The sequence below is a fragment of the Nocardia sp. NPDC003482 genome, from assembly GCF_053588115.1.
In genome coordinates, this window is the sequence record NZ_JBSFPI010000003.1 from 51,180 (window position 1) to 69,949 (window position 18,770).

Annotated in this window: 23 protein-coding genes and 1 pseudogene; 9 read left to right on the plus strand and 15 right to left on the minus strand. The window is 68.2% G+C overall.

Translation table 11 applies throughout. The annotated features are described in order from the left end of the window. Nucleotides 1-127: 127 nt before the first annotated feature. The 3 genes from ACWDSJ_RS05790 to ACWDSJ_RS05800 are packed head-to-tail and all read right to left on the minus strand — an operon-like array spanning nt 128 to nt 2,633. Nucleotides 128-688: an NADPH-dependent FMN reductase gene (locus ACWDSJ_RS05790; RefSeq protein ID WP_387362751.1), complete on the minus strand. Its 561-nt coding sequence runs from the start codon at nt 686-688 to the stop codon at nt 128-130. Between the two features lie 9 nt (nt 689-697). Further along, nucleotides 698-1,819: an NAD-dependent epimerase/dehydratase family protein gene (locus tag ACWDSJ_RS05795; RefSeq protein WP_450029533.1), complete on the minus strand. Its 1,122-nt coding sequence runs from the start codon at nt 1,817-1,819 to the stop codon at nt 698-700. 4 nt (nt 1,820-1,823) lie between these two features. Then, nucleotides 1,824-2,633, minus strand: a complete 810-nt coding sequence (locus tag ACWDSJ_RS05800; protein WP_450029535.1) for an S-methyl-5'-thioadenosine phosphorylase — start codon at nt 2,631-2,633, stop codon at nt 1,824-1,826. A 119-nt stretch (nt 2,634-2,752) separates the two neighbouring features. Here ACWDSJ_RS05800 and ACWDSJ_RS05805 point away from each other — a divergent pair, with 119 nt between their 5' ends. Next, entirely contained in the window at nt 2,753-3,085 is a 333-nt protein-coding gene (locus ACWDSJ_RS05805) for a metal-sensitive transcriptional regulator (protein ID WP_387362756.1), read from the plus strand. Nucleotides 3,086-3,089: 4 nt separating this feature from the next. Here ACWDSJ_RS05805 and ACWDSJ_RS05810 read toward each other — a convergent pair whose 3' ends face one another. Beyond that, complete coding sequence (locus ACWDSJ_RS05810; RefSeq protein ID WP_387362758.1) at nt 3,090-3,923, minus strand: LLM class F420-dependent oxidoreductase; 834 nt, start codon at nt 3,921-3,923, stop codon at nt 3,090-3,092. A 149-nt stretch (nt 3,924-4,072) separates the two neighbouring features. Here ACWDSJ_RS05810 and ACWDSJ_RS05815 point away from each other — a divergent pair, with 149 nt between their 5' ends. Continuing rightward, on the plus strand, nt 4,073-4,522 hold the full coding sequence (locus ACWDSJ_RS05815; RefSeq protein ID WP_387362760.1) for an Hsp20/alpha crystallin family protein: 450 nt from the start codon (nt 4,073-4,075) through the stop codon (nt 4,520-4,522). Between the two features lie 116 nt (nt 4,523-4,638). Here ACWDSJ_RS05815 and ACWDSJ_RS05820 read toward each other — a convergent pair whose 3' ends face one another. Beyond that, nucleotides 4,639-5,103 carry a hypothetical protein gene (locus ACWDSJ_RS05820; RefSeq protein ID WP_450029538.1) on the minus strand — a complete coding sequence of 155 codons (465 nt, stop codon included), beginning with the start codon at nt 5,101-5,103 and terminating at the stop codon, nt 4,639-4,641. 78 nt (nt 5,104-5,181) lie between these two features. On the opposite strand from ACWDSJ_RS05820, the gene ACWDSJ_RS05825 reads away from it, so the two are divergent. From ACWDSJ_RS05825 to ACWDSJ_RS05840, 4 genes are read left to right on the plus strand one after another with little or no spacing between them, the layout of a single operon-like run. Then, nucleotides 5,182-5,520: a WXG100 family type VII secretion target gene (locus tag ACWDSJ_RS05825; protein WP_450029540.1), complete on the plus strand. Its 339-nt coding sequence runs from the start codon at nt 5,182-5,184 to the stop codon at nt 5,518-5,520. Continuing rightward, on the plus strand, nt 5,517-5,816 hold the full coding sequence (locus ACWDSJ_RS05830; RefSeq protein ID WP_450029542.1) for a WXG100 family type VII secretion target: 300 nt from the start codon (nt 5,517-5,519) through the stop codon (nt 5,814-5,816). Before ACWDSJ_RS05825 ends, ACWDSJ_RS05830 begins: the two co-directional genes overlap by 4 nt. Beyond that, nucleotides 5,813-7,117, plus strand: a complete 1,305-nt coding sequence (locus ACWDSJ_RS05835; RefSeq protein WP_450029544.1) for a putative toxin — start codon at nt 5,813-5,815, stop codon at nt 7,115-7,117. The genes ACWDSJ_RS05830 and ACWDSJ_RS05835 overlap by 4 nt, the downstream gene beginning before the upstream one ends. Further along, a complete protein-coding gene (locus ACWDSJ_RS05840) occupies nt 7,114-7,740 on the plus strand; it encodes a HEAT repeat domain-containing protein (RefSeq protein ID WP_450029546.1) in 627 nt (208 codons plus the stop codon). The genes ACWDSJ_RS05835 and ACWDSJ_RS05840 overlap by 4 nt, the downstream gene beginning before the upstream one ends. 1 nt (nt 7,741) lies before the next feature. Here ACWDSJ_RS05840 and ACWDSJ_RS05845 read toward each other — a convergent pair whose 3' ends face one another. The 9 genes from ACWDSJ_RS05845 to infA all read right to left on the minus strand — a co-directional run bounded on the left by ACWDSJ_RS05845 (nt 7,742) and on the right by infA (nt 13,270). Next, nucleotides 7,742-8,575 (minus strand): hypothetical protein, encoded by an 834-nt coding sequence (locus ACWDSJ_RS05845; protein WP_450029548.1) that lies wholly within the window; start codon nt 8,573-8,575, stop codon nt 7,742-7,744. A gap of 50 nt (nt 8,576-8,625) precedes the next feature. Continuing rightward, on the minus strand, nt 8,626-9,510 hold the full coding sequence (truA, locus tag ACWDSJ_RS05850; protein ID WP_450029550.1) for a tRNA pseudouridine(38-40) synthase TruA: 885 nt from the start codon (nt 9,508-9,510) through the stop codon (nt 8,626-8,628). A 15-nt stretch (nt 9,511-9,525) separates the two neighbouring features. Next, nucleotides 9,526-10,041, minus strand: a complete 516-nt coding sequence (rplQ, locus tag ACWDSJ_RS05855; protein ID WP_387362768.1) for a 50S ribosomal protein L17 — start codon at nt 10,039-10,041, stop codon at nt 9,526-9,528. A gap of 47 nt (nt 10,042-10,088) precedes the next feature. Further along, the gene (locus tag ACWDSJ_RS05860) at nt 10,089-11,147 is read right to left on the minus strand and encodes a DNA-directed RNA polymerase subunit alpha (protein WP_387362770.1); all 1,059 of its coding nucleotides are present in this window, start codon (nt 11,145-11,147) and stop codon (nt 10,089-10,091) included. 97 nt (nt 11,148-11,244) lie between these two features. Beyond that, a complete protein-coding gene (rpsD, locus tag ACWDSJ_RS05865) occupies nt 11,245-11,850 on the minus strand; it encodes a 30S ribosomal protein S4 (protein ID WP_387362772.1) in 606 nt (201 codons plus the stop codon). A 22-nt stretch (nt 11,851-11,872) separates the two neighbouring features. After that, nucleotides 11,873-12,286 (minus strand): 30S ribosomal protein S11, encoded by a 414-nt coding sequence (rpsK, locus tag ACWDSJ_RS05870; protein WP_019929497.1) that lies wholly within the window; start codon nt 12,284-12,286, stop codon nt 11,873-11,875. 9 nt (nt 12,287-12,295) lie between these two features. After that, entirely contained in the window at nt 12,296-12,667 is a 372-nt protein-coding gene (gene rpsM, locus ACWDSJ_RS05875; protein WP_387362774.1) for a 30S ribosomal protein S13, read from the minus strand. A gap of 174 nt (nt 12,668-12,841) precedes the next feature. Then, a complete protein-coding gene (rpmJ, locus tag ACWDSJ_RS05880; protein WP_025347279.1) occupies nt 12,842-12,955 on the minus strand; it encodes a 50S ribosomal protein L36 in 114 nt (37 codons plus the stop codon). A gap of 93 nt (nt 12,956-13,048) precedes the next feature. Next, a complete protein-coding gene (gene infA / locus ACWDSJ_RS05885) occupies nt 13,049-13,270 on the minus strand; it encodes a translation initiation factor IF-1 (RefSeq protein ID WP_040804562.1) in 222 nt (73 codons plus the stop codon). A gap of 2,135 nt (nt 13,271-15,405) precedes the next feature. Here infA and ACWDSJ_RS05890 point away from each other — a divergent pair. Continuing rightward, nucleotides 15,406-16,524 (plus strand): annotated as a pseudogene (locus ACWDSJ_RS05890) (nucleotide-binding protein); the annotation flags it as partial. A 122-nt stretch (nt 16,525-16,646) separates the two neighbouring features. Here ACWDSJ_RS05890 and ACWDSJ_RS05895 read toward each other — a convergent pair. Next, on the minus strand, nt 16,647-17,042 hold the full coding sequence (locus ACWDSJ_RS05895) for a DUF4254 domain-containing protein (RefSeq protein WP_450029554.1): 396 nt from the start codon (nt 17,040-17,042) through the stop codon (nt 16,647-16,649). A gap of 277 nt (nt 17,043-17,319) precedes the next feature. Here ACWDSJ_RS05895 and ACWDSJ_RS05900 point away from each other — a divergent pair, with 277 nt between their 5' ends. Together ACWDSJ_RS05900 and ACWDSJ_RS05905 are read left to right on the plus strand one after the other, a co-directional pair. Then, entirely contained in the window at nt 17,320-18,162 is an 843-nt protein-coding gene (locus ACWDSJ_RS05900) for a GntR family transcriptional regulator (RefSeq protein ID WP_387362780.1), read from the plus strand. 23 nt (nt 18,163-18,185) lie between these two features. Then, nucleotides 18,186-18,746, plus strand: a complete 561-nt coding sequence (locus ACWDSJ_RS05905; protein WP_387363094.1) for a GNAT family N-acetyltransferase — start codon at nt 18,186-18,188, stop codon at nt 18,744-18,746. Nucleotides 18,747-18,770: the final 24 nt, after the last annotated feature.

The window sequence follows — 18,770 nt, forward strand, 5'->3', positions numbered from 1 at the left end:
GGCAACCCAGCCGCACCCTTTATTCGGATCCGCACCCGTTTCATAGCCCTACAACGGGTGCGGATTCGAATAAAGGGTGCGGCTGGGGTTGGTATGCGTTGGGACGCCCGGGCTTTGGGGGAGCCGGTCAGGTGGGGTAGGGGTCGGTGGTGCGGGCGGTGCGGAGGTGGGTTGCCCACCAGGCGAGTTGGGTGAGGAGGCGGGTGGCGGCGTCGGTGGCGGCGGGGTCGTGGGGGGTGCCGTGGGCGTCGAATTTGCGTTTGGCCTCGTGGAAGCTGACGGATTCGCGGGTGGAGACCATGTGGATCTCGGCCACCACCTGGCGGAGTTGTTCGATGGCGCGCAGGCCGCCGGAGAGGCCGCCGTAGCCGACGAAACCTATGGGCTTGGCGCGCCATTCGTGTTTGGCGGAGTCCAGGGCGGTCTTCAGGGACGCGGGATAGCCGTGGTTGTACTCGGAGGTGACGGCGACGAAGGCGTCGGCCGCGGCGAGGCGCTCGCGGAACGCGTCGCTTTCGGGCGTGGCGGTCAGATCGATCGGCAAGGGGGTGTGCAGCAGATCGATGACGCCGACGTCGAAGCGCGGATCCGCGCGGGCGACGCCCACGAACCAGTCGGCGACCACGGGCGCGAACCGTTGGGGCCGCACGCTGGCGACGATGACCTCGAGCCGCAGCGGATTGTCCATGGAGCGAGCCTAATCGGGCCGGGGCGCGTCGGATTCACGCCGGGGCGCCGCGTACTCGGCCAACCCCTCGGCCGGAGCGATCCGCGCACTGAAACCCAAAGCGGCGCGCGCCCTTTCGGGATGCGCGACGATATGCCGCACATCGGTGAGCCGGTACTGTCCGCTCACCACCGGCTCCCGCCCGCCGCACGCGCGCGCCATGAGCGAGGCCGCCCGCCACAGCGTGATCGGATGACCGGACGCGATGTTCAACGGAACGAATCCGGGCAGCGCCCGCTCCACCGCGAGCACCGTCGCCGCGGCCGCGTCGCGCACGTGCAGGAAATCCCGGACCTGCCCACCGTCCTCGAACACGAAAGGCGCCCTCCCGGAACGCAATTCGTCCCGGAACCGGGCGATCACCCCGGAATCGGCCGCCCCCACCGACTCCCCGTACACATGATGGAACCGCAACACCGTCACCCCCGCCCCGGTCCCCATCCCCCACGCCAGCGCGTAATGCTCCTGCGCGGCTCTGCTCGCCGCCCGAGCGGTCCGCGGCCGCAGCGCGGCGTCCTCGGTGATCGGCTCCCAGGTCAGAATCTCCCCCGTCCGCGGCGCCCGATGATCGAACATCCCCCGATCCAGATCCGCCCGCCGCCGCACCCCGGGAAAGTACGGCCCACCGCGCGTCCCGCGATACCGCCCCTCCCCGTACACCGCCACCGACGACGCCAGCACCAACCGGCGCACCCCGGCCCGCTCCATGGCCGCCAGCAAGACGGCGGTACCGACATCGTCGCGCTCGGCGAATACGGGAGCGTCCTGGATATCGGTCCGCCGCGAATCCCGTTGTCCCCGTGGCGTTTCGGCAGTCGGTCGCGTGGTCGGCTCGGTCCCCCGCTCGCCGTCGGACTCCTCGTCCCCGCCGGGCTCGGCCCGCACGACCGGCACCGTGGCGTCGAAACGACACACCACCTCGACCCCGCGCAGCACCGGATCCAGCGCCCGCCGATCCCGCACGTCGACCACCGCGACATCCTCCGGCCCGGCCACCGCGTCGATCGCGACGACATCGTGACCGGCGGCCCGCAGCGCCCGACGCGCCTGCGCACCGACGAACCCGGCCGCGCCGGTCACCAACACCCGCATCGCATCAGGGTAGATCGAACGGCAGCGCCACTCCGGCGTGAACGCGGCAACGCTCACACGTCTCGGTCCCCTCGATCGCCGCGATCGATCCCCGCACCAATGTCTTGAACGGCACCAGATTCCGCTCGAACTCCGCGAACACCGCCGCGGCGCTGACGCCCTCGCCCGATTCCAGCCCGGCGTCGAGATCGGTCACCAGAGCGATTGCCGCGTAACACATCTCGAGTTCCCGGGCGAGCACCGACTCCGGGTACCCGGTCATGTTCACCAACTCCCACCCCTGCGCGGCGAACCAACGGCTCTCCGCGCGGGTGGAGAACCGCGGCCCCTCCACCACGACCATGGTCCCGCTCGGCTTCATCGGCAGTTCCTCGACGGCCGACGCGATCGCGGCCCCGCGCAGTTCGTCGCAGTAGGGATCGGCGAAGGACACGTGGATGCCGCCGTTGTCGAAGTAGGTCGCCCCGCGGCCCGAGGTACGGTCCACCAACTGATCGGGTACGGCCACGGTGCCCGGCCCCCAGTCGGCGCGCAGGCTGCCGACCGCGCAGGGCGCGAGGATCCGGCGGACGCCGATCGACCGCAGCGCCCACAGATTGGCCCGGTAGGGCACGGTGTGCGGGGAGTACTCGTGCTTGCGCCCGTGCCGCGGCAGGAAGGCGACCTGGCGGCCGTCGACATCGCCGACGGTGATCGGGGCGCTCGGGGAACCGTAGGGAGTGTCGATGTCCAGGGTGGTCGCGTCGTCGCCGAAGAAATCGTAGAAGCCGCTGCCACCGATGATGGCCAGCGCGGGCCGGGGAACCGAGGTCATGCCCGAATTCTCGCCTACCGTCGTTTCCCCGGGCCAATCGGCGCAGGCCAACCCTGACATCGCACCCCGACTGCTGTACCCTAGGGGGGTATTTGGCAGAGCGGACGGCAGGAGCACCCGTGACCGAGGACCACACCATCACGGCGGACCAGTCCGGCCACGACCACGCCGGCCACGGCTACATCACCGCCAAGGACGACTACCTCAAGCGCCTGCGCCGCATCGAGGGTCAGGCCCGCGGCCTGCAGCGCATGGTCGAGGAGGAAAAGTACTGCATCGACATCCTCACCCAGGTGTCGGCCATGACCAAGGCGCTACAGGCCGTCGCGATGGGCCTGCTCGAGGACCACATCAGCCACTGCGTCGTCGACGCCGCCGTCCAGGGCGGCCCCGAGGCGGAGGCCAAGATCAAGGAGGCCACCGAGGCGATCGCCCGCCTGGTGCGCTCCTGATCCGTCAGACCCGTTCGGCGAGAACCGGAGCCAGCGCGCGCAGGGTCGGCAGGAACTCCTGCGACGCGACCTGGACCGCGATCTGATCCGCGCCCGCGGACAGATGGGCGACCAGGCCCTGGGCCACCTCGTCGGCGTTGCCGTGCAGGGCGAGGGCATCGATCAGACGATCGCTGCCGGGAGGGGTGACGTCCTCGTCACTGAAGCCGAGACGCTTCAGGTTCGAGACGTAGTTGCGCAGGTTCAGATAGAACTCCACGCGCGGGCGCGCGGTCTGCCGGGCACGGACCGGATCCTCGTCGAGGACCACCTTGTGCTCGGCGACCAGCAGCTTGTCCGGGCCGAGGATCTCGCGGGCGCGGCGGGTGTGTTCGGCGGTCGCCAGATACGGCAGGGCGCCGGCGCTGCGATCGCGGGCCAGTTCCAGCACGCGCGGGCCGAGGGCGGCGACGGCCCGGCGTTCGACGGGCACACCGGCCTCGTCGAGCGCGTCGAGATAGTCCGCCAGGGCGTCGTAGGGCTTGCGGAACTCGCTGGTGTGCTCGGGATGACCGACGCCGACACCGAGGATGAACCGGCCCGGGAACCGCTGCTCGATGCGATGAAAGGATTCCGCGACCTCCTTCGCGGGCGCGGACCAGATATTGACGATGCTGGTGCCGACGAGGATGTTCTCGCTCGCCTCGAGCAGCGGATCCACCTCCGCCAGCGCCGCGGCGGGCGAGCCGCCCAACCACAACGCCGTGTATCCGAGTTCCTCCAGCTCACGCACGCCCTCCGCGGTGAACGCCGAGGAGTGTGCCCACACGCCGTACTTTCCGAGACCCTGAATCGTCATGTTCGGTCCGAACCCCGGTGTGCCGGTGCCTATTCCGACACGCGCAGGATCTGGCACTCTCAAGAGGAGAGTGCTAAATTGGGTATCGGAAAAGCTCACGGCGACCGCCGCCGGGGTGGTCGCCACCACGAATCTGGAGGTGATTCCCAGTGCTGAGGTTCGATCCGTTCCACGACATCGATACCGTCGCCCGCCAGCTCCTCGGCGAGTCCGCAGGCTCAGCACGCGCGCCGCGCTTCATGCCGATGGACCTGTTCAAGACGGGCGACCACTACGTCCTGAACGCCGACCTGCCGGGCGTGGACCCGGGTTCGGTCGAGGTCAGCGTCGACAACGGCACCCTCACCCTCAAGGCCCAGCGCAGCCTGCCCAGCGACCAGAACGTCCAGTGGGTCGCCTCGGAACGCTTCGCGGGCACCTACATGCGCCAGCTGTCCCTCGGCGAGGGCATCGACACCGAGAACATCTCGGCCACCTACAACGACGGCGTCCTCTCGGTCACCCTCCCCATCGCCGAGAAGGCCAAGCCGCGCCGCATCGAGATCAGCGGAATGAACCAGGGCCCCAGGACGATCGAGGCCAGCTCGCATCAGAGCTGAATCCCCGCAACCCGATTCGAAGGAGGTGGTGGCCACCCGGTGATGACCTCGACAACAGAAGTAATGACCGTGCAATGATCAACCGGGGCCGCGTATTTCACGCGGCCCCCTTCCCGTCAGCTCCAGATGCGCCGGGCCTCCGAATGCGCCTCCAGCGGCTCCGGACGCACCTCACCGTCCTCGATCCGGTAGGGCTCCAGCACACTCAGCGCGACCCCTTCCGCGTGCTCGAGAAAGACGTCGACTCCGTCGCCGCCCGTTTCGGGCAACCGGACATCCACGACCACCGCGGCCGCCCGGATCCGCGAACGCATACCCCGCACCGCGCGAAAAGCGTTGTCCCGCGCGCGATCCGACGGACCGAACGGCAACGACACCACATCGGTCCCCCCGGTCGACGCCGCGACCACGAGACCGAACGGATGGAAGACGCCCTCGGCGCCGAGCCGCTCCTCGGCCATGGTCAGGGCGGTATCGAGCAACCCGTCCAGATCATTCTGAGCGGACTCCGACACCCGGTCCCGCCAAGTCGCCACGAGTTCACCCCCTGAGTCCGGCCCGGCCGAGAGGTTGTCGGCCACGCGAGGCCCAGGATAACCTACCGACATTCGGGCGCTCGACCAGCAACGATGAGCCGCCCGTTCGGGAGGGAGCGACAATTGAATGCGGACGACGCGACCGGGGGCGGCGCCGAATTCGTCGTGGCGCCAGCGGAATTGGCGGCGACCGCGCGGGCCGTGAAGAGTCTCCTCGGCAATATCTCCTCCGGCTTCAGCGCCCTCAACAGCGATGTGTCCACCCTGCTCGACACCTGGATCGGGCCCGCCGGAAGCGATTTCGCGGACGGCTGGAAGGAGATCCGCGGCGGGGTCAAGGATCTGCTCGACAGCATCGCCGCGATGGAGTCCAACCTGAACTCGGTCGCGCAGGCGTATCTGGCCCGAGAGGGTGTCTCCGCGGAGGCGATCACCGCCACCGAAAAGGTCCTCGACCTATGACCCGCCACACCATCGATCTGGAACTGCTGGATTCGATCATCGCCCGGCTCAAGGGTTTCGAGGGCTACTTCGACGATCAGCTCACGGCACTGGACGACTCGGTGAAGAAACTCGCCGGTGTCTGGAAAGGCGACGGCGCGACCGCGCAGCGCGAAACCCATGATCGGTTGATGGCCTCGGCGCGGGAGATCCACGAGGGCATCAAGGATATGCGGCGGGCGGCGGAGACCGCGCACGCCAACTACTCCGGGGCGATCGAGGCGAATCTGCGGATGTGGCGGGGCGGTGGCCGGTGACGCTCGTCGATGTCGATCCCGAACTGTTCTATGAGGCTTGTGCGGCGTATGACCAGGCCAGTCGGGATGCGTCGAAAGCGCTTCGGGCGCTGGACAATGCGCTGCGGCAGGCCAAGAATATGACCGGCAGCGACGACGGCGGCAAGAAATGGGGTTCGAATTACTTCATCGCGGCCGTGGAGGCGTCCGTTACCGCGGGCATGGCGATCGACGTCCTCGTACGCATGGCGGCGTTGTTGCGTCAAACCGGCGTTTCCCATGACCAGTCCGAAGAAGCATCGCGGATGAACGGCCCGAATCCCGAACAGCTTCCGCCCAGTGATCCTGGTGGGGAAACGTACACCATGCGTCCTCCGAAAGATCCATCCGGCGGATCGCGGCCGGAGCCCCCGGGATGGGCCGTGGTCATGCCGAAAACGCAATGGATCGACGGGGACGTCGGACAGCTGAATACCACGGCAGGGGCCTGGACAGCGGCGTCGAGCGCCTACCGCGCACTCGACGATCACATCAAGCCCAAGATGAAGCAGCTGTCGAACTCGACGAAAACTCCCGAACTCGCTGATATCGAAACGGACAACGCGACAGTTCTCGACGCATTGAGCGTGTTGGCGGACGCGCTCACCCAGCAGGCTGGCGCGACCAGCGGGTACGCCGACAACCTGGATGCCGCCCAGAAGGGCATCGAATGGGAACTGCAATTGCAGACAGTTACTCAAGCGATCAATACGGTGAATGCCGCCACCATCGGCAGACCCATCGCCGAAGCGATCTTAAAAGCGGCGGAACTGGAAATTCAGTATTCGCACGATCGCATTCAGAAGATGTTGGACGGGCTGGAACAAGCCCGTGCCCTGACCATCACCGTCCTCAAGGGTGTCGCCACCACCGTCACCGCCGATCTCAATACGAAGATCAACCCCATCCTGCAAAAATTGCCGAAGGAACAACCGGCCACGAAGTCCGAGCAGATGCGGGAGAATCGACTCCGAGGCGCTCGAGCGGAGGCCAGAGCGGGAATAGATCCGACGAAGCAGAAAGAATCAATTCCTTCGATGTCGGCGACCGCGCGGAATCGAATCCCCGATGATCTGGATAAGACGAACAAGAAGCTTACCGAGGTGAAGAACGTCGATTATCAGGCGTACACCGATCAGATCAATGACTTCGTCTTGTATACTCAGGCCCGCGGTTTCACCTTCGATCTCGTGGTGGACAACAGCACCAAACTGGATCCGAAAATCGAGGATCTGGCTCGCCAAGGGAAGATCAACATCGTCAGATTGGATTTCACCAGTTGACCGAGCCGTCGAGCATCGCAGCAGAACTCCTCAACGATTACCGGTCGGCCGGAGGCCACGGCCGAACGCTGTCCGATATCTCGGGGCATCGACGGCAGCCGAAGAAGGCGATTCCCGTTCTCGCGCAATGGCTTCGCGAGCTGGAAACACGCTGGGAGGGCGGGGATCCCGCGGAGCGAGAACTGGCCAGGGAGTTGCTGATTCGGGGCCTCAACGTTCCCGAATCACGCAACTCTCCCGCGATCCCAGCGCTGCTCTCCCAGTTCGACCGGGTCAAGGCCATCGACGAACTCGTCCGCTGGGCCGCGGGCAATTCTCTCTACGAAATCCCCGCCGACGACTCGTATTTCGATGAGTTGGTCGCGATCGCACTCGACCGGAGCTGGGGCATGAGTCGTCAGATGGTCGTCAACTGGCTCGGCCGATCCCAACGCAAGGACGAAGCCGCCGAAGCCGCACTCAGCCTCCTCGATGATGAAACGGTCCAAGGCCACGCCCTGGAAGCACTCGCCAGACTCCGCACCCAGGGCATCCGCGACGTGATCGAACCCTTCACCAAATCCAAGAACCGCTGGCACCGCCGCACCGCGACCCGAATCCTCAACCACCTCGTGGAGGACTGACCTACCCCGGATGAGCGTGCACCGGAGCCGGTTTCGGGAGCGTGGGCAGCGCACGCAGCCGCGCGCGCAGGACCACATCCGTCACCTCGTACGGGATATCGTCCTCCTCCGGCTGCGGCGGTTCGATGCCCAGCTCGATGACCTCGCGGTCGTGGGATTCCCGGACATCCAGGGCCGATTCGACCAGCCAGCGGAATTCCTCGGGCGCCATGGGAGATTCGGACGCCGACTCCTCCTCGTTGGTCATGCGCCGGGCCTCGGCCAGCGCCTCGGCGCTGACGAAGGGGGCGAGATCGTTGGCCGAGCCGCAGTCCGAATCGTCCACGAACAGCAGGAACCCGTCGGTGCGGCCCGCGCGATGGAAGCTCCCGTACAGGACCGCGCCCGCGCCGTCGTCCTCCGACCAGCGGAAGTACTCCCCGGCGGTGGTCGGCTCGGCGAGCTCGTCCACCCAGGCGGGAGCCGAAATACCCTGTGCCGCAAGGCGTTCGGCCGCCTCGGTGGCGATCCCGGCGATCGGATCATCGGTCAGCGCGGCGACGCAGCGCAGGAAGGCCAGGCCGCCGGGGGCGGCGAAGTCCTCCGCCTCGGCGATGAACAGGCGGGCGAAGGTCTCCGTGCCCTCGGGGCCGGTGCCGTAGCCGACGGCGAGCAGGGAGGCGGCGAGGTATTCGCCGTCCAGGGGATCGTCCACGCGCTCGAAGTCGGCGAGGGCGGCCACGACGTTGTCGAGCATCTCCCGGACCGCGGGGTGGTCGGGATCCAGTTCCTCCCGCGGCTCCGCCCGCTCGGGCTCCCGCTTCTTGTTCTTGCGACCTCGGCTCACCGGACTCATGACAAGCGAGTCTGCCATCATGTGAGCCGCGATTCCCGTCGCCACGCGCCTCAATCGCCGCAGCAGCCCGAACCCGTCGGCGCGGTGCGCGTCTCCCGGGTCTGGGCGTTGCGCGCGGCGAGTTCGGCGTCGGGCGGATAGTCGACCCGGACCAGGCTCAGCCCGTGCGCGGGGGCCACGGTGACCGAGCTGGACCGCTCCCGCTCGTCGAGCAGCGTGGCCACCCACTCCGACGTCCGGCGGCCCTCCCCCACGGCCAGGATCGCCCCGACCAGGCTGCGCACCATCGACCAGCAGAAGGCGTCCGCGCTGACGTGCGCGGTCAGCAGGACACCGTCGCGCTCCCAGTCGAACCGTTGCAGTTCCCGTACCGTGGTCGCGCCCGCGCGCCGACGGCAGAACGCCGCGAAATCGTGCAGCCCCAACAACTTTCGCGACGCCGACCGCATCGCGTCGAGATCCACCTCGGTCCGGCACGGCACCACACTGCGCGCCCGTAGCGGATCCGCACCGTAGGGCGCGGTGGTCAGCCGGTAGACGTAGTGGCGGCGGATCGCCGAGAAGCGGGCGTCGAAGTCGGGTGGCGCGAGGCGAATCCCGGTGACCCGCACGTCTTTCGGAAGGAATCGGGCCAGCCGGTGCAGCAGTCTCGGCCCGTCGATGTCCGCGGTCGCGTCGAAATGGGCCACCTGCCCCTCGGCGTGCACTCCGGCGTCGGTGCGTCCGGCGACGGTGAGCTGGATCGGTTCGCGCAGCACCGTGCTCAGCGACTCCTCGAGCACGCCCTGCACGGTGCGCAGGCCGGGCTGACGGGCCCACCCGATGAAATCGGTTCCGTCGTAGGCGATGTCGAGCCGTACCCGAACCACAGCCACCTCTCCGGTCGAGATACGGGCGAGCCCGCCGCCCCGGGGAGGGACGACGGGCTCGCCCATCGAGTGCGAAGCGAACTACTCGCTCTTGTCCTCGGCTGCCTTCTCCTCGGCGGCCGGGGCCTCGGTCGCCTCGGCCTCGGTCGCCTCGGCGGCCGGAGCCTCGGCGGCGGGCGCCTCGGTCTTCTTCTGCGACGCGGCCACCCGGCGAGCGCGCTCGGCCTCGTTGGTCACGGTCTTCTCCCGGACCAGCTCGATGATGGCCATCGGCGCGTTGTCGCCCTTGCGGGGCACGGTCTTGATGATCCGGGTGTAGCCACCCTCGCGGCCCTCGAACGACGGTCCGATGTTGGCGAAGAGTTCGTGGACGACATCCTTGTTGCGGATCACCTTGAGCACCTCGCGGCGGTCGGCCAGCGTGCCGGCCTTGGCCTTGGTGACGAGCTTCTCGGCGTAGGGGCGCAGCGCCTTGGCCTTGGCCTCGGTGGTCGTGATCCGACCGTGCTCGAACAGCGCCGTCGCCAGATTGGCGAAGATCGCCTTCTGGTGCGACGCCGACCCGCCGAAGCGAGCACCCTTCTTGGGCTTGGGCATTGGTTGTTCTCCTTGGGGAAAGGCCAACGGGGCTGCGCCCCGGCGGCCTAGAGCTGTTCGGTCTCGGCGTAATCCTGTTCGCCGCTGTCGGTGTCGCTGAACGAGCCGCTGTCGCTCCAGGTCCCGGTGGAGGAGTCGTAACCCACCACGCTCGACGGGTCGAAGGAGGCCGGGCTGTCCTTGAGCGACAGGCCCAGCGAATGCAGCTTCACCTTGACCTCGTCGATGGACTTCTGCCCGAAGTTGCGGATGTCCAGCAGATCCGATTCGGTGCGGGCGACCAGCTCGCCGACGGTGTGCACGCCCTCGCGCTTGAGGCAGTTGTACGACCGCACGGTGAGGTCCAGGTCCTCGATCGGCAGCGCGAACGAGGCGATGTGATCCGCCTCGGCCGGGCTGGGCCCGATCTCGATACCCTCGGCCTCCACGTTCAGCTCGCGCGCCAGGCCGAACAGCTCGACCAGGGTCTTACCGGCCGACGCCAGCGCATCCCGCGGGGAGATCGAGTTCTTGGTCTCGACGTCCAGGATGAGCCGGTCGAAGTCGGTGCGCTGCTCGACACGGGTGGCCTCGACCTTGTAGGTCACCTTCAGCACCGGGGAGTAGATCGAATCCACCGGGATCCGGCCGATCTCCGCGCCCGAGGCCTTGTTCTGCACGGCCGGGACGTAGCCGCGACCGCGCTCGACGACGAGCTCGATCTCCAGCTTGCCCTTGTCGTTCAGGGTGGCGATGTGCATGTCCGGGTTGTGGACGGTCACACCGGCCGGGGGCACGATGTCCCCGGCGATGACCGCGCCCGGGCCACTCTTGCGGACGTACATGGTGACCGGCTCGTCCTCCTCGGACGACACGACCAGGCCCTTGAGGTTCAGGATGATGTCGGTGACATCCTCCTTCACGCCCGGGACGGTGGTGAACTCGTGCAGCACGCCGTCGATGCGGATGCTCGTCACAGCCGCGCCCGGAATGGACGACAGCAGCGTGCGGCGCAGCGAGTTGCCGAGGGTGTAACCGAAGCCCGGCTCGAGCGGTTCGATGGTGAACCGCGACCGGTTCTCGGTCACGACCTCTTCGGTCAGCGTCGGTCGCTGTGAAATCAGCATGGGTGAGATCCTCCTTCGGGGCGCCCGCTATTTGACGCCCGTTGCTGGGAGCGGAGCGGCCGGGAGGCCGCCCCCTGTCAGCGGTACTCGCTAACGCTTACTTCGAGTAGTACTCGACGATGAGCTGCTCGTTGATCGGCACATCGATCTGAGCGCGCTCGGGCAGCTGGTGCACCAGGATTCGCAGCCGGTTCGGCACGACCTGCAGCCAGCCCGGGATCGGGCGGTCGCCGTAGGTCTCGCGCGCCACCTGGAACGGCAGCGTCGGCAGGCTCTTGTCCTTGACGTCGATGATGTCGTACTGCGACACCTGATAGCTCGGGACGTTCACCTTGATGCCGTTGACCAGGAAGTGGCCGTGCGAGACGAGCTGACGGGCCTGCCGACGGGTCCGGGCCAGTCCGGCGCGGTACACGACGTTGTCCAGCCGGGTCTCGAGCAGCTGCAACATGTTGTGGCCGGTCTGGCCCTTGCGGCGGTTCGCCTCTTCGTAGTAGCGGCGGAACTGCTTCTCCATGACGCCGTAGGTGAAGCGAGCCTTCTGCTTCTCCTGCAGCTGGACCAGGTACTCGCTCTCCTTGATCCGCGCGCGGCCGTGCTGGCCGGGCGGGTAGGGGCGACGCTCGAACGCCTGGTCACCGCCGACGAGGTCGACGCGGAGACGACGCGACTTGCGGGTGATGGGGCCGGTATAACGAGCCATGATTCTCTACCTTCCTTCCCGCTTAGACGCGACGCCGCTTGGGCGGACGGCAACCGTTGTGCGGCTGCGGGGTGACATCGGAGATCGTGCCCACCTCGAGGCCGGCGGCCTGCAGCGAGCGGATCGCGGTCTCACGGCCCGAACCCGGGCCCTTGACGAACACGTCGACCTTCTTGACGCCGTGCTCCTGCGCCTTGCGGGCCGCGTTCTCGGCGGCGAGCTGGGCGGCGAAGGGGGTCGACTTACGCGAACCCTTGAAGCCGACGTGGCCCGAGGACGCCCAGGAGATGACGTTGCCCTGCGGGTCGGTGATCGACACGATCGTGTTGTTGAACGTGGACTTGATGTGCGCGTTGCCGTGCGGAACGTTCTTCTTGTCCCGGCGACGCGACTTCTGGGTCTTCTTGGGGCCGGAGGCCCGACTCTTCGGAGGCATCGGTTATCCCTACTTCTTCTTGCCGGCGACGGTCTTCTTCGGACCCTTGCGCGTGCGCGCGTTGGTCTTGGTCCGCTGACCACGCACCGGGAGGTGGCGACGGTGGCGGATGCCCTGGTAGCAGCCGATCTCGATCTTGCGACGGATATCGGCCTGCACCTCGCGGCGCAGGTCACCCTCGACCTTGAAGTCCGACGCCTCGATGAAGTCACGCAGCTTGGTGACGTCGTCGTCGGTCAGATCCCGCACCCGGATGTCGGGGCTGACACCGGTGTTGTCCAGGATCTCCTTGGCCCGGGTACGGCCGATGCCGAAAATGTAGGTCAGTGCGATCTCCATGCGCTTCTCGCGCGGGAGATCGACGCCCATCAGACGTGCCATGGTGGCTTTCCTTAATAGTTGCGGAGGTCTGCTCCCTGTCCGTCCCCTCGTGTGGGGCCCCGGCCTCCGTACCGGGGGTGGGTGGCCGCCCGCCCTCGCGGGCTCGTCGACGACCAGTGGCGCTGGGAGGTCTTCTTCGTTCTGTCAAGCAGAACTGCGATCGTGCTGTGGGAACTAGCCCTGGCGCTGCTTGTGGCGCAGGTTGTCGCAGATCACCATGACCCGCCCGTTACGGCGGATCACCTTGCACTTCTCGCAGATCTTCTTGACGCTCGGCTGAACCTTCACGTCCGTCCAATCTGGTTGCGGTTCACGGGGTGTGAACACAGGTTTTCCCCGGCCATGTGACCGGGGAAGTCTTCTGGCTCCGAACTCGGAACCTCACTTGTAGCGGTAGACGATCCGCCCGCGGGTCAAATCGTAGGGCGACAGCTCCACGACCACTCGGTCCTCGGGCAGGATGCGAATGTAGTGCTGGCGCATCTTGCCGCTGATGTGCGCGAGAACCTTGTGGCCGTTCTCCAGCTCGATCCGGAACATCGCATTGGGCAACGGCTCGATAACTCGGCCCTCGACCTCGATGGCCCCTTCCTTCTTCGCCATATCCTCCGCGATCCCGCCTGTGGCCGAGCCTGGTTGGCTCGACTTTCGGCTAGCTGTCACTACAGTTCGTCGTGCACGTCTGTCGACCGGGTGCCATACTCACGGAAGCGACATGCGGACATGACACGACCGACGGTAGGCGCACCGCCGGTCAAGCTTACCCGCGAGCGTCGGCTTCGGCCAAATGGGGTCGATCACGCGTTCGTCCCGGGCGATTCTACCCGCTCCCGAGCTCGCGATATTCCGGCAAACGCCCCCGCGTCGCCGTGGCCGCTCGACCGGGCGGCAGGTCCGTCATGGCCGATTTCGCTCGCGTAAACTACCGGCTGTCCAGGTAATCCGGTACCAGCAGATCCAGGGGGATCCGTGAGAGCGCAGCGAGCGAGAGCTGAGCGCGGCGCCCTCGGGCACCGCGGAGCCGAGCTCGAGCGTCTGCGAGGTGCGTTGTGAGTCGTAATGACGACGGCCTGCCGATGCTGCCGCCGTGGCTGTCCGAAAGCGACGTCACGCAGGTCGGATACGAGGCCCCGGTCCAGAACCTGCCGCACGAGGAGCTCATCGCCGACGAGCCCGCGTCGCGCCGCAAGGGCCGCCGCAAACAGGACGAGTCCGAGCCCGGCCGAAAGCGCCGCCTCGGCTGGCGCCGCGACCGCCCCGAAACCGACGACCCCGACCCGGCCCCACCCGTCACCCCCGCGCCCCCGGAACCGCCGCAACAACTCCCGCCCCTCCCCCAGCGAACGGGCGGCGAATTCCAGCTGCCCTACCAGAGTGGCCGCACCCCCCAGGGCGAACCAACCCGCACCAACGGCGGCGACCTCCCCCGCCCCGGCGCACACAAGTTCACGACGCCCCCGCAACACGACCCCGCACCCCAGCGGAACGGCCAACCCCCCGCCCCGCCGACGACATGGCAGTCGCTTGCCGCGCAAGCGAACCCGAACGCACTCGACGACCCCGCCCAGCAGAACAGCCAACCACCCGCCGCGCCGACGGCATGGCAGTCGCCTGTCCCACAAGCCAACCCGAGCGCACTCGACGACCCCGCCGCGCGAGAGAGCGGCCAGCCACCCGCCGCGCCGACAGCGTGGCAGTCGCCTGTCCCGCCGACGAATGAGCCCGAGGACCCCGCCGCCCGGCAGGGCAGCGAGCCACCCGCCGCGCCGACGGCATGGCAGTCGCCTGTCCCACAAGGGAATCCGGGCACGCCCGACGAGGCCACCACTCGCCACAGCGGCCGCCCCGATCTGCCTCCGCCGCCGAGCACGCCGAATCGGCCGCCGCTGCCGGAGCCGCCGAGTTCGGCCGATCGTCCCGCGCCCGAACGGCTGCCCGATCTGTCCCGCGCCGAGGGCCCGGCTCGCCTGCCGGATCTGCCGGGGTCCGGTCCGGCCAATGGGTCGTCGGCTCCCGCCGCGTGGAGCCTGCCCGCCGAGCCGCGCAACGGGACCTCCCTTCCCAGCGGGGGCCGCCACCATGTCCTGGAAACCCCGGTTCCGACCCAGCCGGGCCCCGACGGTTCCGCGACACCCCTGGTCCACCCGCACGGCGGCCCCGGACCGCACGCGCCGCTGTCCGCCGCTCCCGGCGAAACCGACACGGCCCCAACGGGTTTCACCGCGAGCGACCCCCAGGCACCCGCGCCCGGCGAAGGCCAGCGGCTCCCGGCTCCGCCCGCGAGGTCCTTCGACTCGGCACCACCGGCCGCCGAAACCCCGTACCGGTCCCCCGGTTTCGACCCCCGTACCGAGCCGTCCTCCGCCCCCGCGAACGGCGAGCACCCGTACCCCTCCCCGACCTTCGACCCGCGAGCGCAGACACCACCCCTCGCACCCCCGAACGCCGCGCGCCCGACAACGGGCGAACACCCGTACCCGGCAGCACCTTTCGGCACCCAGCCCACGGCACCCGAATCTCCGAACGGCCCGGCAACCGGACGGCCGACAACCGGCGAGAATCCCTACGCCACTCCATCTTTCGGCCCCCAGCCCGAAACCTCGAACGCCGCAACAACCGGGCGACCCACCACCGGCGAAAACCCTTACGCCAGCCCGTCTTTCCCCCAGGCTCCCGAAACCAACGCCGCACAGCCGGTGACCGGGTGGCCCACCACCGGGGAACCTCCCTACTCCACCCCGCCGCTCGCACCCCCAGCCCAAGGCTTCCAGCCGAGCAACCCCCACCTCCCCCAACAACCCCCACCCGAGGCCCCCAGCCAGTACCACCAAACCCCCCAGGCCCCAGCGCCTTTCGCGGGCCAGCAATACATGGCCCCGACCTGGCACCAGCCGGGCCAGTGGGGAACGTCGCCGCAGCACGGCCAGCCCGCGCCGTCGCTCGACAACGTCCCCGTCCGGCGCGCGCAGAAGCCGCCGGGGTCGGGGTGGCGGCGGGCCGTGCATCACATGTCGGGCGGTGCCATCAATCCGGGTATGTCGGCCGAGGAACGGCGGCTACAGGAGTTGGTGGCGCGGATTCGGCAGCCGGTGCGCGGTGACTATCGGATCGCGGTGCTCTCGCTGAAGGGCGGGGTCGGCAAGACGACGACCACCATGGGGATCGGCTCGATCTTCGCCTCCATCCGCGGGGACCGGGTGATCGCGGTGGACGCCAATCCGGACTTCGGCACGCTGTCGCAGCGGGTGCCGTTGCAGACCCGCTCGACCGTGCGGGATCTGTTGCTGGACCAGGCCATTCGGTCCTACTCCGACGTCCGGCGGCACACCTCGCAGGCGACCAGCCGCCTGGAAGTGCTTGCCAGCGAACGTGATCCGGCCGCGTCGGAGGCGTTCAGCGAGGACGAGTACCGGCAGGTCGCGCGGATTCTGCAGCGGTTCTACAACATCATCCTCACCGACTGCGGTACGGGGCTGATGCATTCGGCGATGGCGGGCGTGCTGGAGCTGGCGCATTCGCTGGTGCTGATCTCGTCCTCGGCGATCGACGGCGCCCGCAGCGCGGCGGCCACGCTGGACTGGCTGTCGCTGCACGGCCACGATCACCTGGTGCGCAACGCCGTCGTGGTGATCAACCTGCCGCGGCCGGGCTCCCCGAACGTGGGCATCCAGCAGCTGCGCGAGTACTTCCTGTCGCGCTGCCGCGCCGTCCACATCATCCCCTACGACGCGCACCTGTCCGAGGGCGCCGAGATCGATCTGGCCCGGCTGCACAAGAACACCAAACGCGCCCTGGTCGAACTGGCCGCCACGGTCGCCGACGATTTCGCCACCGACCACCGGCCCTACTCGGTCTGATCCCCGCGCCCCCGAACGCCCCTCGGCGGCGCACAGGAGCGACCGGGCTCAAGCCTCGGCGACGAAGGAACCACTCGGCCAGCCGCGGCGATGCCGGTGGCCCCCGGCGACAGCGAACGGAACTACCAGGCCGGAAGCCGACGCCGCCCCGCGAGCACCTCGTCGACGAGATCGTCGTACCCGTCGGCCAATTCGGCGAGGTGATGCCACGCGCCGTGCAGGATCTCGTCATTGGCGTCGAGGGTCATCAGCGCGTGATGGGCGCGCACGGACGCCTCGGCGAGCCGGTCGACGACCGACCCGATGGTCTCGGTGTGCAGCGTCGCGCCGAGCCGGTGCTGCGGAATCGTGCGAACGATCCAGTCGTCGATCGCCATCACCAATTCCGTTCGGCGCCGCTCGATTTCGACGATGGTGGCGGGATCGTTGTCGGGGATCGAACCGCCCCGGCCGATCAACCGCCGTTCGTGCAGCACCGCCAGATCGCGCGCGAACCACAACATGGGCCCGCCGATCACGCGGTGACCGCGACACGCGCGGAGCAGTAGATCCGAGCTCGGCAGCAGACCTGCCGTCAGGGATTGGACCGCGGTTGAGCTGTGCGGTGTGTCGGGCACTGCCACGACCACCGTCTGAGATGTCTCCGAACCCGCCACGTTGCCTCGCCGTCATCGCCGTTACAACACCCGTTCAGGACTTCATTACAATAAACCTCTGAAGGCCTGTGTCAAGGGTCACACGCCCGCTGGGCCGGCAGAGTAAAATCCATTCCCCGAGGCACAACCGAGGAGCGCAATGGCGGCGGACGGTCCGAGGTACCAGCGGATCGCAGACATCCTTCGCGAGGAGATTCGGGTCGGTACCTGGAAACCCGGCGACCGATTACCCAGCCACTCCGAACTCGCGGAGCGCATGCAGGTGTCGATCACCACCGCCCGCAATGCGATTCAGGTCCTGGTGACCGAAAACCTGCTCTACACAGCGACTTCCCGGGGCACGATCGTGCGCAGCCGGGAGGTCCTGGAATCGGTTGTGACCAACCATATCCGGCCGGATCGGCCCAATTCGACGCAGGACATCTTCTCCGAGATCGCCCGGGCGGCCGGTCGCGAACCGTCGAAACAGTTCACCGCGCGGATGGAACCGGCGGGCGCGGAGGTGGCGCTCTGGCTCGGTGTGCCGCAGAATTCTTGGGTGGTGTCTCGAACGGTCGTCCAGTACCTGGACAACGAGCCCTGGTCGTGGGAAGTGAGTTTCTATCCACGGGACTTGGCAGAGGCCACCGGCGTGGACGCCCCGCACGACATCCCGCAGGGCACGACGCGGCGGCTGGCCGAGCGCGGCTACGGCGAGATCGCCCATCGCGACACGGTGGTGGCCCGGCCCGCGAGCGCCGAGGAGGCCGCGGTCCTCGGTGTCGGCATCGGCACGATGCTGCTCGACCATCTGCGGATCGGCGCGACGGCCGACCGCATCACGCGCGTCACGCGCACCCGCTCGATCGCCGCGCGCAACCGGCTCGCCTACGAACTGGGCGACGACGCGGGCACCGAGACCATCCGCCGGGTGCTGGGAGCGCCGCAGCCGCCGGGCAATTCGCATTCCTTCGGTAACTCGTTGGTGCCGGGGCCGCCATGACCGTCCGCATCCGCCAGGCCCGTATGGCCGATCTCGGCACCATCTGTCGACTTCGTCTCCAGCGAACGGCCTGGCTTGCGGAACGAGGCTCGGATCAGTGGACACGGCAGGGACGGGGACTGCCCATCGAACGGTTTGCCCGCCAGGTGGGTCGGGCGGTGCGCGCCGGGGAGACCTGGATGGCCGAGGTCGACGGCGAACCGGCAGGCACCGTCACGATCAACGACCGCGCCGACGAAGGACTATGGGCCCCAGGCGAATTGGCGGACGCGGTGATCGTCCACTACATGATCGTCGACGTCGCCCACTCCGGCCACGGCGTCGGCTCGGCCCTGCTCTCCCACGCCGCCGCCCAGGCGCGGGCCACCCACCGCACCTGGGTCCGCCTCGACGCCTGGACCACCAACACCGACCTGCACGCCTACTACCACCGCGCCGGATTCCGCCTCGCCCGCATCGCGGGCCCCGAGGCCGACGGCCCCTCCACCGCCCTCTTCGAACGCCGAGCCGACGCCTGGCTGCACCCCCCACTGGTGACCACCACCCCCAGCCGCACCCTTTATCCGGATCCGCACCTCTTGTAAGGCCATGTAGGGGGTGCGGATTCG